The sequence below is a fragment of the Litorivivens sp. genome (assembly GCF_057445395.1).
Genome location: NZ_JBVBUV010000044.1, coordinates 15,355 through 31,423 on the forward strand (window position 1 = coordinate 15,355; position 16,069 = coordinate 31,423).

Annotated in this window: 14 protein-coding genes and 1 tRNA gene; 11 read left to right on the plus strand and 4 right to left on the minus strand. The window is 54.1% G+C overall.

Annotated elements, in window-relative coordinates:
- Positions 1 to 28: 28 nt before the first annotated feature.
- Positions 29 to 727, minus strand: coding sequence for an EthD domain-containing protein (locus AC222A_RS12690; protein WP_372781824.1), 699 nt, complete (start codon positions 725 to 727; stop codon positions 29 to 31).
- Positions 728 to 1,162: 435 nt separating this feature from the next.
- Here AC222A_RS12690 and AC222A_RS12695 point away from each other — a divergent pair, with 435 nt between their 5' ends.
- The 3 genes from AC222A_RS12695 to AC222A_RS12705 are packed head-to-tail and all read left to right on the plus strand — an operon-like array spanning position 1,163 to position 3,911.
- Entirely contained in the window at positions 1,163 to 2,665 is a 1,503-nt protein-coding gene (locus AC222A_RS12695; protein ID WP_486775067.1) for an FAD-dependent oxidoreductase, read from the plus strand.
- Entirely contained in the window at positions 2,662 to 3,045 is a 384-nt protein-coding gene (locus AC222A_RS12700) for a c-type cytochrome (RefSeq protein WP_372748818.1), read from the plus strand. The genes AC222A_RS12695 and AC222A_RS12700 overlap by 4 nt, the downstream gene beginning before the upstream one ends.
- Positions 3,042 to 3,911: a DMT family transporter gene (locus AC222A_RS12705; RefSeq protein ID WP_372759155.1), complete on the plus strand. Its 870-nt coding sequence runs from the start codon at positions 3,042 to 3,044 to the stop codon at positions 3,909 to 3,911. The genes AC222A_RS12700 and AC222A_RS12705 overlap by 4 nt, the downstream gene beginning before the upstream one ends.
- 45 nt (positions 3,912 to 3,956) lie before the next feature.
- Here AC222A_RS12705 and AC222A_RS12710 read toward each other — a convergent pair whose 3' ends face one another.
- Together AC222A_RS12710 and greB are read right to left on the minus strand one after the other, a co-directional pair.
- Positions 3,957 to 5,000, minus strand: a complete 1,044-nt coding sequence (locus AC222A_RS12710) for a threonine aldolase family protein (RefSeq protein WP_372748820.1) — start codon at positions 4,998 to 5,000, stop codon at positions 3,957 to 3,959.
- A 171-nt stretch (positions 5,001 to 5,171) separates the two neighbouring features.
- Positions 5,172 to 5,669: a transcription elongation factor GreB gene (gene greB / locus AC222A_RS12715; protein WP_372763920.1), complete on the minus strand. Its 498-nt coding sequence runs from the start codon at positions 5,667 to 5,669 to the stop codon at positions 5,172 to 5,174.
- A gap of 83 nt (positions 5,670 to 5,752) precedes the next feature.
- Between greB and AC222A_RS12720 the strand changes: the two genes are divergently transcribed.
- The 6 genes from AC222A_RS12720 to AC222A_RS12745 all read left to right on the plus strand — a co-directional run bounded on the left by AC222A_RS12720 (position 5,753) and on the right by AC222A_RS12745 (position 11,432).
- Entirely contained in the window at positions 5,753 to 6,589 is an 837-nt protein-coding gene (locus tag AC222A_RS12720) for a M23 family metallopeptidase (RefSeq protein ID WP_372749203.1), read from the plus strand.
- Between the two features lie 28 nt (positions 6,590 to 6,617).
- Positions 6,618 to 6,803 (plus strand): Trm112 family protein, encoded by a 186-nt coding sequence (locus AC222A_RS12725; protein ID WP_372749204.1) that lies wholly within the window; start codon positions 6,618 to 6,620, stop codon positions 6,801 to 6,803.
- A 153-nt stretch (positions 6,804 to 6,956) separates the two neighbouring features.
- Positions 6,957 to 9,548 (plus strand): alanine--tRNA ligase, encoded by a 2,592-nt coding sequence (alaS, locus tag AC222A_RS12730; protein ID WP_372749205.1) that lies wholly within the window; start codon positions 6,957 to 6,959, stop codon positions 9,546 to 9,548.
- 96 nt (positions 9,549 to 9,644) lie between these two features.
- Positions 9,645 to 10,883 (plus strand): aspartate kinase, encoded by a 1,239-nt coding sequence (locus tag AC222A_RS12735; RefSeq protein WP_372749206.1) that lies wholly within the window; start codon positions 9,645 to 9,647, stop codon positions 10,881 to 10,883.
- Between the two features lie 66 nt (positions 10,884 to 10,949).
- Entirely contained in the window at positions 10,950 to 11,141 is a 192-nt protein-coding gene (gene csrA, locus AC222A_RS12740; RefSeq protein ID WP_372749207.1) for a carbon storage regulator CsrA, read from the plus strand.
- A 201-nt stretch (positions 11,142 to 11,342) separates the two neighbouring features.
- Positions 11,343 to 11,432: transfer RNA gene (locus tag AC222A_RS12745), tRNA-Ser, on the plus strand.
- Between the two features lie 224 nt (positions 11,433 to 11,656).
- Here AC222A_RS12745 and AC222A_RS12750 read toward each other — a convergent pair.
- A complete protein-coding gene (locus AC222A_RS12750) occupies positions 11,657 to 11,998 on the minus strand; it encodes a GGDEF domain-containing protein (RefSeq protein WP_486775068.1) in 342 nt (113 codons plus the stop codon).
- A gap of 358 nt (positions 11,999 to 12,356) precedes the next feature.
- Here AC222A_RS12750 and AC222A_RS12755 point away from each other — a divergent pair, with 358 nt between their 5' ends.
- Both AC222A_RS12755 and AC222A_RS12760 read left to right on the plus strand, forming a co-directional pair.
- Positions 12,357 to 14,768: a TonB-dependent receptor gene (locus AC222A_RS12755; protein WP_372781958.1), complete on the plus strand. Its 2,412-nt coding sequence runs from the start codon at positions 12,357 to 12,359 to the stop codon at positions 14,766 to 14,768.
- Between the two features lie 153 nt (positions 14,769 to 14,921).
- The coding region (locus AC222A_RS12760) for a TonB-dependent receptor (RefSeq protein ID WP_486775069.1) at positions 14,922 to 16,069 on the plus strand (1,148 nt) is incomplete at its 3' end.

Sequence of the window (16,069 nt, forward strand, 5' to 3'; positions counted from 1 at the left end):
CTCTTGTTCTTATTTACTGCTTACAATACTAGCCTATAACGTATTCGCTCATAGGGATACAGTCAATTTTGTCGAAGTCGATAAAGCGCGCGCAGCTTTCCATCATCTGGGTTTCTCGCTGTTGTAGTAGCTGAGCGTCGTCACCGGCGTCATAAAATGCTTCGCGCCCATAAATGGCAGCTTCAGGGAAATTCTCTTCCACAATGGCATCGCAAGGTGGTGCATTCTCGGTCACCGCTCTGGCCACCACATTCTGCCGATAGCCAAAGGTCGATTGGGTGTCGATGGCTATTTGCGTGTGACTGCCGTGCCAGATCTCAATCCACTCCTGAAAAGTCAATCGATCAGGTTTTTGTAGAAAGACCACCTGGTTCATTCCCACGGTGCGCTCGCCTTGCTTTGGAGGGTGGGTGGCATTTATGAGTGGTTCAGACTCAGTCACCAGATAGCCGGCAAAGCGCGTTGTATGCTTTGCAATCTCTGTTTCGATGCTCTCACGGTAAACCGAGCTGTCGAGCCACAGCGACAGTATCGCGTCAGCAACAGGTTTTGCATTTTCAATGCGATAGCTCGCAGCAGGACTGACGTCAGAGTCAGACACGCACAGCCGCATGTTGTGGGTTGTTTCGCGTCTCAATGCAGGCGCCAGTTGCGTGAGCAATATTTCTCGAAACTCATCGCCTGACTGCGAGTCATGTTTCCACAAGGCGTAGATAATTTTTTCCATGTTAAATCCTAGCAGTTGGCAAAAATATATAGAAAGCGAGGTGCGTTATCGCATCTCCTTGAATAACACAATTTGAGGCTCGTTGTGCACAGTAATTGCGAAATGGGGTCGGTCTTACTGTGTGCGGAATGCTATTTCAGACCGACAGCCTACAGGGGTTGATGTGTGTTGGGATTTTTCAGGGGCAATCTCTCATCGACTTACGGTTTCGAAACCGCAAGGTCGTCCGCGTTAGCCAATTCGCTGCCGGGGTTGGCGGAGTAGGCAGGAACTATCCTGAAAAGTCAGGGGCGGTTTGACGCTGGGGGGTTCGGGCTCCACATTTTATAAGTCTGGTTTAATAGCTTGATCTGAGGCCTGTCATACCTGTCCCCACCTTCCCCCACCGTTAGTGTATTGTTGAGTGCCAGCGTTTGTGGCCGGAATCCGTACAACATGTCCACCATTACTCGACGATCGCTTCTAGCTGGCGCAGCCACCGCGCCTCTTGCCTCTCTTGCAGCCACACTGCCAAGTGGCAGCGTTACATCCTGGTTCGCCAGTGTCGATGTGTTGGTTGTCGGCTCCGGAGCGGCCGGAACGGCGGCCGCGATTGAGGCCGCTCAGGCCGGCGCTACTGTTCTGGTGTTAGAAATGCTGCCAAAACTTGGCGGTTCGTCGGCCATGTCGGGTGGTGTGGTTTACTGCGGCGGCGGCACGGCGTTGCAGAAGGCCTGTGGTATAGAAGACTCGGTTGAGGCTATGCGTTCTTATCTGCTGGCGGCCAGTGGTCTGTATGCACAACAGGACAAGATTGACCTGTATTGTCGACAGTCGCCCGAGCATTTTGATTGGCTGGTTGCTCATGGGGTTCACTATGAGCCTTCATTTACCGAGGTGAAAGGTTTGCCGGGTACGGTTGATTCCCTTTACTACTCGGGTTCGGAGCAGGTGCGAGAGTACGCAGCATTGGCCCGGCCTGCACCGAGGGGGCACGTGCCGGGGCATGCCGGCTGGACGGGCGGGCGCAGTCTGATGGAGGCCTTGATTCCTGCCGCACAGCGTGCGGGTGCGAAGTACCTCACCGGGGTAACTTGCCGCAGACTGATTACCGAAAGTGATGGTCGCGTGGTGGGTTTGGAGGTGGAGATGGACGGCAAAACCAGACAGCTGCGAGCCAAACGCGGCGTGATCCTCGCAGCGGGGGGATTTATTCACAACCGTGAAATGCTTGCGGTGCATGCGCCGGAGCTTGCCCAATGCTCGGTGCCCTGGGGCAATATTGGAGACCAGGGCATGGGGATTCAAATGGGAATTGCCGCTGGTGCGACAACTGCTCAAATGCATCACGGCTTCGCGATTATGCCTTTGTACCTACCTGACCATGTATTGAAGGGTGTGGTTGTGAATCGTCGAGGACAGCGCTTTATTGGTGAGGACCATTACCATGCGTTTCTGGGGCATCAAATCGCCTATCATCAAGGCGGGCAGGCTTGGCTGATAGCCGATAAGGTCAGCCAATATGGCTATGATGACTACCGCGTTCGGGAAGTGGCGCGCGCCTCGTCAATTGGTGAGCTTGAGCGACAACTGAAGCTGCCCGAGCGAGCTTTGGTAGAGACCGTGGATTACTACAACCGAAATGCGAGCAAACGCAGCGACCCGCTGTTTGGCAAGGTTGCCGATTATCTGAGCCCGCTCAGGCAGGCCCCTTTTGTGGCCTATGACCTGAGTGTCGACAAGGCATTTTTTCCGGCGCATACCTTCGGTGGCCTGCGTACCAATACGCACAGCCAGGTACTCAACAGCTGGAATGAGGCGATTCCGGGTCTGTATGCGGCTGGCCGCACGAGTGCGGGATTGCCGGTAGCGCCCTATGTAGCCAGTGGGGTTTCTGTCGGTGACGGTACGTTCTTTGGCCGTCGCGCGGGCAAACATGCGACGGAGGCTGCGGTATGAGAATCCTGCTGCTATTGCTGTTCAGCTTGAGTGCCACGTTACAGGCGCAGTTGCCGGCAGGGGATGCGCAGCGCGGTATGCTCACGTTTGGCCCGTGCCGAACCTGTCACTATCCGGAGCAGTCCGTTGGACACAACAATGGGCCGAGCTTGTGGAATATTTTCAATAAACGCGTGGGTAGCCAGAGCGGCTTTGCGTATTACAGTGAGGTCCTGAAGCAGGCGGATTTCGTCTGGACGCCGGAATTAATGAATGTATGGCTGGCTGATCCGCAAAAGTTTTTGCCTGGCAACACGATGATGAGTCTGGGGATTCCTGATGCACAGGATCGCGCGGATGTGATTGAATACCTCAAAACCTTTTCTGACGAAACACCATGAATAATCCTTTGCGGGCGGCGGCCTGGATGGCCGGTGCCATCGCTTCGTTTTCGGCGATGGCCATCGCGGCTCGCATTGTGCTGAGCGATCTAACCCCCCTGCAGCTGATGTTTTATCGCAATATTGTCGCCTCGGGAGTGTTACTGTGTTGCTTGCCCTTGATAGGGGGGCACCGACTGATAGTAAGGCAGCCGGCAACGCAGTTGGTTCGACATAGCGTGCACTTTGCGGCGCAATACGCCTGGTTTGTTGCTATTTCGCTGATCCCGTTGGCGCAAGTATTCGCGCTGGAATTTACGGTGCCGATCTGGTCGCTATTGTTTGCGGCCTTGTTGCTGGATGAAAAAATAACGCCGCCAAGGCTAGCGGCCGTCGCGCTTGGCTTTCTGGGTTCGTTGATAATCGTGCGGCCGGGCCTGGTCCCGGTAGAGCACGGTACGGTGGTCATGTTGATAGGGGCTTTCGCCTTTGGTATTGCTCACACGCTGACTCGCAAAATTACGCTTACAGATTCGCCGTTGTCAGTGCTGGTGTTGATGAATTTTTTGCAGCTGCCGATGGCGGCAATTGCATTCATATTCGATCCGATTGTGCCCCCGGCATGGCAGTGGCCCTGTTTGGTATCAATTGCACTCGCAGCACTATCTGCCCATTACTGCCTAACCAAGGCACTTTCGTTGGCGCCTGCCAATGTCGTTATCCCGATGGATTTTTTGCGTTTGCCGCTGATTGCGCTGCTGGCCTGGTGGATTTTTGACGAGATGCTGGACCTTTGGGTATTTGCCGGTGCGACCATAATGCTCGCCGGCATTTGGATTAATCTGCGCGCTGAGCGTAAGCGTTCCAGCGCACCCAGATTGAGCTGAGCTTAGCAGGCTTATAGATGCGGCGTTTCGCAGCGGTATGCTAAATCACAGCTGCTCCAGATCGGAAATAAACGCGTCGATATCGCGCTGCGTGATATCCCAGGAGCATAGTATCCGTACACCGCTCTCTTCAGTCAGATTGATCAGTATCCAGCCGCGCTCAGATATGGCAGTTTGTTGGGCATCGTTGAGCTGCAGAAAAACGGCGTTGGTCTGCTGTGGAACGGCCAGCTGAATATCGGGGATTGCGGCAGCGCGAACGGCGATTTCTTGTGCCTTGGCATTGCATTGCGCGGCGTAGTGCAGCCAGCAATCCTCCTTTAATACCCCAAGCCAGGGGGCTGCGAGAAAACGCATTTTGGACGCGAGTTGCCCAGCCTGTTTTCGCTTCCATTCAAAATCTCTGGCCAACGCCTCATTGAAGAAGATGACGAGCTCGCCGAAGGGTAGGCCGAGCTTGGTACCGCCTAACACAAGTACATCCACGCCAGCTCGCCAGGTGATGTCGGCTGGTGTTACGCCCAGAGCTGCGACGGCATTGGCGAAGCGCGCACCGTCCATATGTACGGCCATGTCATGTTCGCGGGCAATGGCGGAAAGCTCGGCTATCTGCTCCGGGCGATAACACAGTCCTAGCTCGTTTGCCTGCGTCAGGCTAAGTACGCCGGGTTTGGAGCTATGTATGCCCCGCGCTTGGCCAATGCGGTGGCGCAGTGCCGAGGGAGAAATAAGCCCATTTTCACCAGCGATGGTTTCAATGCGCAGCCCACCGCCCATCAGGCCAGGAGCGTTGACTTCGTCTACCGCTATATGGGCTGACTGGTGAGCCATAACTGAGTGATGGCTGCGGCTTATCGCGGCCAACGCGAGTGCATTAGCGCCGGTGCCATTGAACACGGGAAAGGTGCTGCATTGGGTGTCGAATACGCGCTGTATTTCCCGGTTCAGTTCAGCGACCCATGGGTCGCTGCCGTACGGCAGAGCGTGGCCCGAATTAGCCTGAATCAGTGCGTTCATCGCCTCGGGAACAATGCCGGAAATATTGTCACTGGTGAATTGGCGATGCTGCAGATCGGATGACACGTTCACGTTGCGCTCCTTGTCGTCGTCGGCTCAGATACTGACTAGTAGCAAGCGGTGAGCCGCCTTATTTGAGTTGTCGATGCGTTTTAGCGTGCAAGGCCTTGTGTGAAAGCTGGATGTGCGGCGGCAATCATGTCCTTTCTATTTCTGCGCGGCAAGAAATGGTGGGGTGTGCAGCTATTCGTAGCGTATACCGACCAGGTAGTATTGCCGAACGCCGTCGGGTGCCTGCAGTACCACTTCATCATCCAGCCGTTTTCCCAGCATGGCTCGGGCCAGTGGTGAGTCCATCGAGAGTTTGCGTGCTTTCAGGTCGAACTCATCCGGGCCAACAATTCGGTACTCCATTGTTTCTCCGGCCTCATCCTCCAGGGTTACCCAGGCGCCGAAGAACACTTTGCTGCGGTCTGCCGGGGGGCGGTCTACCACGGTTAGATCATCCAGTCGCTTGGTGAGAAAGCGCACTCTGCTGTCAATTTCACGCAGTCGCCGCTTGCCGTAGATGTAGTCTCCGTTTTCGGAGCGATCCCCGTTCTTGGCAGCTTCATGCACCACAGCAGTTACTTGCGGGCGCTCTACCTTCCACAGCTGACGCAATTCTTCACGCAAGGTTTTTTCCCCTTCGGCGGTAATGTAAGCTGAACTTCTCGGTCGCGGAGGGCGGTAGCGGCTCATGCAGGCTCCTGAATACCTGGAAAACACAGGCTCCTAGTTTAACGGTATCCTCCCGGTTTTAACGACAGCATCATGAGGGAAATATGCGATTTTGTCTGGCTGTATTTATTGGGCTTTGGGCGGTAGCGAGCCACGCTGTAGAATTGCGCGGCGAGCTTGCGCAGGGCGGCCTGTTGATTGGTCAGGCCCAGCCCGGCGAACAGGTCTGGCTTGACGGTAAGGCCCTGCGACTGACCGACAACGGGCTTTTTGCCTTTGGTTTTGATCGCGACGCCAAGCCGGTTGCGACCCTGAAAATCTGCGCCGGGGATGCGTGTCGCGAACAGGCTCTTAAGATTCGCCAGCGCGAATATGATATTCAGCGGATCGAGGGCGTTCCCCAAAATACAGTGACACCGCCGCCGGAAGTGCTTGATCGCATTCGGCAGGAGGGTGCAATGGTCAGTGCCGCCCGGCGCAAGGTTAGCCGAAGCCTGGCTTTCGCCGAGCCTTTTATCTGGCCCTTGCAGGGCCCAATCACAGGTGTATTCGGCAGTCAGCGTGTTTATAATGGCGAGCCTCGTCGCCCCCACTATGGTGTGGATGTGGCGGCGCCCACCGGCACGCCGGTGGTGGCACCGGCCGACGCAATCGTGCGATTGGCTCATCCGGACATGTATTTTTCCGGCGGCACGCTGGTGATGGATCATGGTTATGGCATTTCTTCCACCTTCATTCATCTCAGCGAAGTGCTGGTGAAGGAAGGGCAGACGGTTCGTCAGGGGGAGCCGGTTGCGAGAGTAGGGGCCTCGGGGCGTGCGACCGGGCCGCACCTGGATTGGCGTATGAACTGGTTTAATGTGCGGCTTGACCCCGTATTACACGTGGGGCCAATGCCTGCTCAGTCCGGGGCTGCGTCGGGCAATACGCCGCAAAATTAACGGGCCAGTCGGCTCAGTGAGAGTAGGAATGATTGATAAAAAACTGCTGGAAATTCTGGTTTGCCCGGTAAGCAAGGCGCCGCTGCAATACGATGAAGAAAAAAATGAGCTGGTGTGCAAAGCCAGTGGGCTAGCCTACCCGGTGCGCGACGGTATCCCGGTGATGCTCGAGTCTGAGGCCCGGCAACTGACCGCAGACGAAAAACTGGGCTGAAACCCTGTAGGAGCGCGGGCTGTAGGCGATACAAGTGCCGCAGGTTCCGTTATACTCCGCCACTTTTGAATTCACTCAAACACCTGCCGGACGAGCCCTAAGGCCCCGGCAGGTGTTTTGTATCTGACTATAGATGAGATAACGGGACTCCGAATGAAAAGCGCTGAAATTCGCGACGCCTTTCTGAAGTATTTTGAGAGCAAGGGCCACGCTCCTGTCGACAGCAGCTCGCTGGTGCCGGGCAATGACCCCACCCTGCTATTTACCAATGCGGGTATGGTGCAATTCAAAGATGTGTTTCTGGGGGATGACCAGCGGCCCTATACTCGTGCCACAAGCTCGCAGCGCTGTGTGCGTGCCGGCGGCAAACACAACGACCTGGAAAATGTCGGCTATACCGCTCGCCACCATACCTTTTTTGAAATGCTGGGGAACTTCAGCTTTGGCGATTACTTCAAGCGTGAGGCCATCCAGTTTGCCTGGGAGCTGCTGACCAAGGAATTCAAACTGCCCCCGGAAAAACTCTGGGTAACCGTGCATGTGTCCGACGATGAGGCCGCCGATATCTGGCTGAAAGAGCTCGGCGTAAGCGCAGAGCGTTTTTCCAGACTGGACGAGGACAACTTCTGGCAGATGGGGGACACTGGTCCCTGCGGCCCCAGCTCGGAAATATTCTACGATCACGGCCCGGATGTCCCCGGTGGCCCGCCCGGCAGCCCTGATGACGATGGCGATCGCTATATTGAAATCTGGAACCTGGTGTTCATGCAGTTCAATCGCGATGCCAGCGGCGAGTTGAGTCCGTTGCCAAACCCTTCTATTGATACCGGCATGGGGCTGGAGCGTATTGCCGCGGTAATGCAGGGCGTTCACAGTAACTACGAAATTGACCTGTTTCAAAACCTGATTGGCGCGGCCGCTGAGGTGACCGGCACCAGCGATTTGGAGAACAAATCGCTGCGCGTTATTGCCGATCATATTCGATCTTGTGCCTTTTTGATCAGTGACGGTGTTATGCCGTCCAACGAAGGGCGCGGCTATGTGTTGCGCCGCATCATCCGCCGCGCAGCGCGCCACGGTAATAAGCTCGGTGCGACCGACGCCTTCTTCCACAAGCTCGTTGGCCCGCTGGCAAAAGAAATGGGCGGGGCCTATCCCGAGCTGATTAAGGGACAGGCGCGCATTGAAAAAGCGCTGCTTAACGAGGAAGAGCAGTTTGCCAAAACCCTGGATCAGGGTATGCGTATCCTCGAACAGGATCTCGAAGGGTTGGCAGGTAGCGTGATTCCGGGCGAAACGGTTTTTCGTCTGTACGATACCTACGGCTTTCCCGTTGATCTGACGGCCGATATTGCTCGTGAAAAAGACCTCACTCTGGATATGGAGGGCTTTGAAGCTTGTATGCAACAGCAGCGCGAGCGCGCCCGGGCAGCCAGTTCGTTCAAGATGGCCAGTGGTGAGAAACTGGAGCTCGACGGCCAGACCGAATTCTGTGGGTACAGTTCGTTAGTCGGTGATGCCCGTGTTGTCGCGCTGTTCAAAGATGGTGCTGCGGTGTCCTCGCTGGCCGAGGGGGAAAGCGGTGTCGTCGTTCTGGATAAAACGCCGTTCTACGCAGAATCCGGTGGTCAGGCCGGGGATGCAGGCTTGATTACGGCGGCCACCTCCCGGTTTGAAGTGCTTGATACCCAGAAGAATGGCGATCATCACTTACACCATGGGAGCCTTGTCAGTGGTGCGCTCAAGGTAAACGATGCGGTTACGGCAGAGGTAAAGGCCGATATTCGTCAGGCGACGGCGTTGAATCACTCGGCGACCCACTTGCTGCATGCAGCCCTGCGAACGGTGCTGGGTGATCACGTTGCCCAGAAAGGCTCACTGGTGAATGCTGAACGGCTTCGCTTTGACTTCTCTCACCCCGAATCAGTGAGTGCGGAAGAACTGCAAACCATCGAAGCCATGGTGAATGCGCAAATCCGCCGCAATACGGCGGTAGAAACTCAGGTGACAGACATTGAAAGCGCCAAACAGGCCGGCGCCATGATGTTATTCGGCGAGAAATACGGTGATGAGGTTCGTGTGCTCAGCATGGGGGATGGCTTCTCGGTAGAGCTTTGCGGTGGTACTCACGTTGACCGAACGGGCGACATTGGCCTGTTTCGCATTAGTGCTGAATACGGCGTTGCCTCTGGTGTACGGCGTATTGAAGCCGTGACTGGCGAAGGGGCGTTGCAGGAAGTGTCTGCTGATCGCAAGCGTTTGGGCGCTGCGATGGCGACGCTCAAAGCGACGCCGGAAAACTTTGACAGTAAGCTTGGGCAGCTGGTGAGCAGCAACCGCGAGCTGCAGAAAGAAATTGATCGGCTCAAGGCCAAACTCGCCACTGCAGGCAGTCGTGATTTGACGGCCGAGGCTGTTGAGGTCAATGGGGTTAAAGTGTTGGCGGTGAAGATTGAAGGCGCCGATGCCAAATCTCTTCGCGACAGCATGGATCAGCTGAAAAACAAGCTGCAGTCGGGTGTTCTGTTACTGGCGGCTGTCGAAGGCGATAAAGTGGCGCTGGCCGCTGGTGTTACCAAAGACCTGACTGGTCGCTTCAAAGCGGGTGACCTAATGCGTCAGGCCGCAGCAGCGGTCGGCGGCAAGGGCGGTGGCCGACCAGATATGGCGCAGGGTGGCGGCGATCAGCCAGCGAATGTCGAAAAGGCCCTCGCGGTGGCAGCAGAGTATGTCAAGAATCTATAGGTGGGAATGTTCGCCGGTTAAACAGGAGCCTAAGCAACGTGGTTGTTATGGGCGCCAAGTTTGCGGGTAGAGCCCTTATTGTTGGAAAGCAAATCAATGAGTCTGATAGTTCAGAAGTTCGGTGGCACCTCGGTGGGTTCAGTAGAGCGCATCCAGTCTGTTGCTGAAAAAGTAGGTAAGTTTCGCGCGCAAGGGCATGACGTTGTCGTGGTTGTATCGGCCATGAGCGGTGAAACCAATCGTTTGATTGACCTTGCCAAACAGATCAGCAATAAACCGAATCCGCGTGAGATGGATGTGCTGGTCTCTACCGGTGAGCAGGTTACCATTGCGCTGCTGAGCATGGCGCTGGAAGAGCGAGGTCTAGAGGCCCGCTCGTACACCGGAGCCCAGGTAAAGATTCTAACCGACAGTGCTTTCACAAAAGCGCGGATTCGAGAAATAGACAACGACAATATTCGCACAGACCTGGCCGCTGGCCGCGTAGTGGTCGTGGCCGGGTTTCAGGGTGTCGACGAGCAAGGCAATATCACTACGCTGGGGCGTGGGGGCTCCGATACCACGGCTGTCGCCATTGCTGCCGCACTTAAAGCTGACGAATGTCAGATCTATACCGACGTGGACGGCGTATATACTACGGATCCTCGGGTGGTTGAAAACGCGCGACGTCTTGACCGTATTACCTTTGAAGAAATGCTGGAAATGGCCAGCCTGGGCTCAAAAGTTCTGCAAATTCGTGCAGTTGAGTTCGCTGGCAAGTTTAATGTGCCGCTGCGCGTACTGCACAGTTTTCAAGAGGGCCCCGGAACCCTGATCAGCCTTGAGGAACAATCGGAAATGGAAACACCTTCAATTGCAGGTATCGCCTTTAACCGCGATGAAGCGAAACTGACCGTAGTGGGGGTGCCGGATAGCCCGGGCGTCGCCTCGCAGATACTGGCGCCGATCGGTGACGCCAATATCGAGGTTGACGTGATAATACAAAACGTTGGCGATGACGGCAAAACTGATCTAACATTTACAGTACACCGCAACGATCTTGCGCGAGCCGAAGCGATACTGCGAGGAATTGCCGAGAAGATTGGTGCGGAGCAAGTGAAAGCCGACGCCAAAATTGTGAAGGTCTCTCTAGTAGGCGTGGGAATGCGGTCGCACGCTGGGATAGCCAGCAAGATGTTCAAAATCCTCGCGGCGGAAAGCATCAATATTCAAATGATCACTACCTCCGAGATCAAGATATCGGTGGTGGTTGATGAGAAGTACCTTGAGCTGGCGGTCAGGTCGCTGCACGATGGTTTCGAGCTGGATAAGGAACCTATCCAGGAGCCTTCCTGATATTCATTACAGTTGCCCCGGACGGCGTAACCCAGTTATCACGGAGAGATAACGTGGAGATATTACATGCTGATTCTCACCCGTCGTATCGGTGAAGCACTGATGGTTGGCGACGAAGTTACGGTGACCGTACTTGGTATCAAAGGCAATCAGGTACGCATAGGTGTGACGGCCCCTAAGGATGTGGCCGTCCATCGCGAGGAAGTCTACGAAAAAATCCGTAAGGAAAGCGGTTTAGATGCGCAAGCTGCTGAATAATTGAGCAATTTTGCGTTTTTCTAGCAGCCCCCCCTTTGCATATTCGCTCAGTGTGGTATGATGCCGCGCGTTTTTCGTTGCGCCGCAAGAGTGGCGTGGTGTGCGTTTATGGTGATTGCAGCCGTGCGCAAAGGCAGATTCTGACGGCTAAAACCGATTAAATCCGCCGCTAAAAAGAACGATCGACAGTACGACGATTTTGGAGAGGTGGCCGAGTGGCTGAAGGCGTGCCCCTGCTAAGGGTATATCTGGGAAACTGGATCGAGGGTTCGAATCCCTCCCTCTCCGCCATATAAACAAAGAACCCGGCTTCAGCCGGGTTTTTTGTTTATCCGGCCAAGAGGCCGGGTGAGAACCCTCCGTTCGATAAAATGCGCCAGCATTTTAAACAAGCCGCGCAGCGGCGCTGCCCGAAGGGTCAGAGCAGGCCTTAGCCTGTTCTGATTAATCCCGACCGACAATTACGCTTCCCGCCCAAATAGAATAGCCGCGTGCCGAGTTTGTTGGTTATCTGTCTAGATGGGTATTGTCGACGCTGATACGGACACCATGCGCCCTTTGCCGGATTCCTTGGCAGAGTACACGGCATCGTCGGCTTTTCTTATCAGCGCCTCTATGTCAGTTAGAAGCAGGCTGTCCGCCCATACAACGCCCGTGCTCACCGATACAGGTAGGTGAATATTGCCAGCCGCTGTCTCTAGCCTCGACAAGCTCTCGCAAAGGCTGGCGACGAATTCTTTTGGGGCCAGAACTTGATCATTGCTCAGCAGTACCCAGAATTCATCTCCCCCGGACCTGCAGCAGATTCCGCGGCTTCCTACATCCTGTTTGATCTGGTTGCCAACTGCAGTGAGCAAACGGTCTCTATGGCGTGACCAAATTGATCATGCATGAGCTTCAGGTCGTCCACATCAATTAATTAGCGCGGCTGCATTGGCTCGTCCAAAAGGGTGAGGGGGCGGCTCAGTAAAATAGAGTGAAAGAGCGAGGTTGATGAAAACTATAAGAAAATCATTAGGTTGGTTGGTATTTTTGGATTTTAGTTACCGTAGCTAATACGTAAAAACCGAAATAGATTGTATGGCGATTGGAAATAACTATAGCTACCTACTATAACTTACTGACAGGTAAGGCTAGTGAAAGTATTCCAGCGCATCTGCTCCGGGGGGAGACGAGGGCTGGTAGTTTCTTGTTAACGGTTCCAGGAGCAGTAGCATGAAGAGAAATAATGACCGGACGTCTATATCCGTTCTTGCCGCAGTGCTGTCATCGACATCCCTTACTCTAGTCGCGCAGCCGTCAGACAACCGCTCCAAAGTCATTGAAGAAGTGATTGTTACGGCACAGAAGGTCGAAGAATCACTTCAGGATACGCCGGTATCGGTATCGGCATTTGGTGCAGACGATCTGGCCCAGATTGGTGTGTCAGAAGCAAAGGACGTGGCTAATTTTACGCCGGGTTTAACCATGCGTAAGCAGTCAGCGAGTCAGGACAATTACGCGATTGGCATTCGAAGCGTGGCTTCAGGAGAGACCGCACTTGCGATAGATCCCACTGTAGGTATCTATCAAGATGGAGTCTATATCGCCCGGAGCACCGGTGCGGCGTTTGATATTGTCGACCTTAAGCGCATTGAAGTGTTGCGAGGTCCGCAGGGAACGTTGTTCGGCCGTAATACCATTGGTGGTGCCATCAATGTCATTACAGAAAAACCGAAGGGTGAATTTGCCTTCCGCCAGGCGGTCAGTTACGGCGCTCGAGATACGCGCAGCTATCACACCACTGTGGATACCCCCGCATGGGGAAATGTTGCCGCTAAGATGTCGGTGCGAACCAGTAAACATGATGGGCAATTCGAGAGTATCTATAACGGAGAGCAGCTTGGTAATGGTGAAGCTCAGGCGTTTCGTTTAGCGGTTAACTGGGTGCCATCTGAAGCTATTTCGGTCGATTACGTTTACGATAAATCTGATCGTGAAAGTAATACCGCAACCACGCAGATTTCCCATGTGCGCTCTACTTATGCCAACCCGGCGAGTCCGACCTATGGTGGTCAGTACTACGTAGCTGCAGCTGCGGCGGCTAGCCCGGATCGCCAGGGTAAACTGTATATGACCAGTTCAGATTCCGATGAAACGGCTTCTGATATCGACGGGCACGCTGTCACGGTTACGTGGGATTGGATGGAAAACTCGACGGTCAAGTCCATCTCCAGTTACCGTGACTGGACAAGTCTCTCACGGGCAACCCAATTTGGTTCTTTCCCGGTTACCTTTGGCACGATGTATGATCTGTCTGGCCAGTTCGGGCCAGCATTCACGCCGATCCCCGGTGGAACGCTGATTCCGATCTTCTCAGCGCAGCGCCATTCTTTCCAGAAACAGATTTCACAGGAGTTTCAGGTTGTAGGTACGTTGTTTGATGATTATCTGAAATACAATGTCGGCGTGTATTACTTTGAAGAGCAGGCTGATGAAACTAACCCGCAATCTTTCGTATTGCCAACCTGTGTTGCAGCAAGCGCAGTCTGTACTCCGGGGAATGCCGCGTTCACTCCGGCGCTGATTGGATCATCGGTGCTGATATCGCGTCCTGCCTTTGCCTATGCTACCGACAATAAATCCACCGCGATCTACGGCCAATTCACTATTTCACCTGTGGCTGATCTGGATTTGACGTTAGGCTATCGGTACACAACGGATGATAAAGAAACGACCTTGACCAACGGCTTTGGTAACCCGCCCGCTACTCAAACCTTTGTTGATGACAACGACTGGAGCAAATTTAACCCCAGCTTCATTGCAGACTACCGTTTTAGCGATGAGGTAAGCAGTTACCTTCGTATAGCTACCGGCTATCGTTCAGGTGGCTACAACGTTCGCGCGTCAACTGAAAGCGACTTCCGAACCCCGTTCGACGAAGAGAATATAGTTTCTTATGAGATAGGGGTTAAGTCTGATCTGTTTGACAGAAAACTGCGTCTAAATGCGGCGGTTTATCATACTGAATATGAAGATCGGCAGGTCGCGCAGTTCACTGCTGGCAGCGGCGGCGCCTCAACGAATATCGTAAACGCAGGTGAAAATGTTGTAGATGGCTTTGAGCTGGAGGCTGTCTATCTTCCATTTATTGGTGCACGTGTTATCGCGACCTACGGCTATATCGACGTGGATCATAAGGAGTTTATTACTACCAAAGTCAATCCGGTTACGGGTTTTCCGGTAGGTAGCAGTAATGTCGATATTGCAGGTAATGGTGCACTTGATAACACGTATGCGCCACAGCATCAGGGCTCATTGGCGCTTGAGTACACGTTTGCACCGAAAGAGTGGGGGCAGCTGACCCTGCGGGTTGACGCAACCTATACCGATGAAATTAGCTTTCACCCCCAGTTTAATCTCTACGACGAATCTGATGACCATCATCTGGTAAATGCTCGCGCGACTATCACGGAAATCCCTGCCTTTATGGATGGCAAGCTAACCGTTGCTGCTTGGGGTAAGAACCTCGAGAACAATGAATATCGGGATTTTGGTATCGACTTTGGGCAATTGGGTTTTGCGGTTGTAAACTGGGGTGAACTGCGCAGCTGGGGGCTAGATTTTATCTACGAATTCAACCGCTGAGCAAAGTTATGAGCTAGCACGCTCGTTAAAGCTTGAGCCGGCAATTTGCCGGCTTTTTTGTATTTCGGGTTCCATTGAAATTGGTTTACAGCTAATTCATTGGAGCATAAAGTGTCGGTTACGCCACTATAACTATTAAAGACAGGTGTACCCATGAATCGTCGATATCCTCTGGTTGTCGCGTTGACGGCAACCCTTATATCTCCTGCTCATGCTCAGGTTGCAGATAAACGCTCCGCTACCATTGAGGAGGTGATTGTCACCGCACGTAAAGTTGAAGAGTCGCTGCAGGACACACCCGTGTCGGTAGCGGCATTTTCCAGCGCTGATCTGGAGCAGTTAGGCGCCAGCGAGGCAAAAGATGTCGCCGACTTCACGCCCAATCTGCGTATGCAGAAACAGAGCGGAAGTCAGGATAATTACGCCATGGCCATTCGAGGCGTATCGTCGGGTGAAACAGCTCTCACGATAGATCCGACCGTTGGTGTTTACATGGATGGTGTCTATCTTGCGCGCTCAACCGGGCTGGCCTTTGATATTGTTGATCTCAAGCGCATTGAAGTGCTGCGCGGGCCGCAGGGTACGCTGTTTGGGCGTAATACCATCGGTGGCGCGCTGAATATCATTACTGAAAAGCCTAACGGTGAGCCTGGCTTCAAGCTGGCATTGGGCGCCGGCGATCAGGGTTATAACCGGGTAATGGCATCGGCAGATTCTCCCGATTTCGGCCCGTTGGCCTTTAAGTTTTCCTATATGCGCAAGGAAGCCGAGCGGGAGCTGGAAAGCCTCTATAATGGCAAATCACTGGGCGACAACAGCGGCCAGTATTATCGACTGGCGGCGCGTTGGAAGGTTTCCGATACGGTGGCGCTGGATTACATTTTTGATGGATCACGCCGGGAGAGTAATGCCAATACGCAGCAGCTCAGTCATGTGCGTCCTATTTACGCTGATCCTAACGGTCAGTTTTATGGTGGCCGCTACTACGAGCAGGCGGCGGCCTCGGCTAGCGCCGAGCGTTTGGAGGTTTTGCCGCTCACCAATACAGACCCGGATGAGTCCAATTCTGATATCGACAGCCATGCAGTAACGCTGGAATGGGACGTATCTGAGAATCTCTTAGTCAAATCCATCTCTAACGTTCGGGAGTGGAATAGCGCAGCGCGCGGAACCGATTTTGGTACCTTCCCCGTTGAAAGCACCGGCGATGTCGTCGATTTGCGCAGTGGATCACCAAGTCTTGTGCCTGCGGGCACTCTGGTGCCAATTTTCTCCGCCTTGCGTGATAACTATCACCGCCA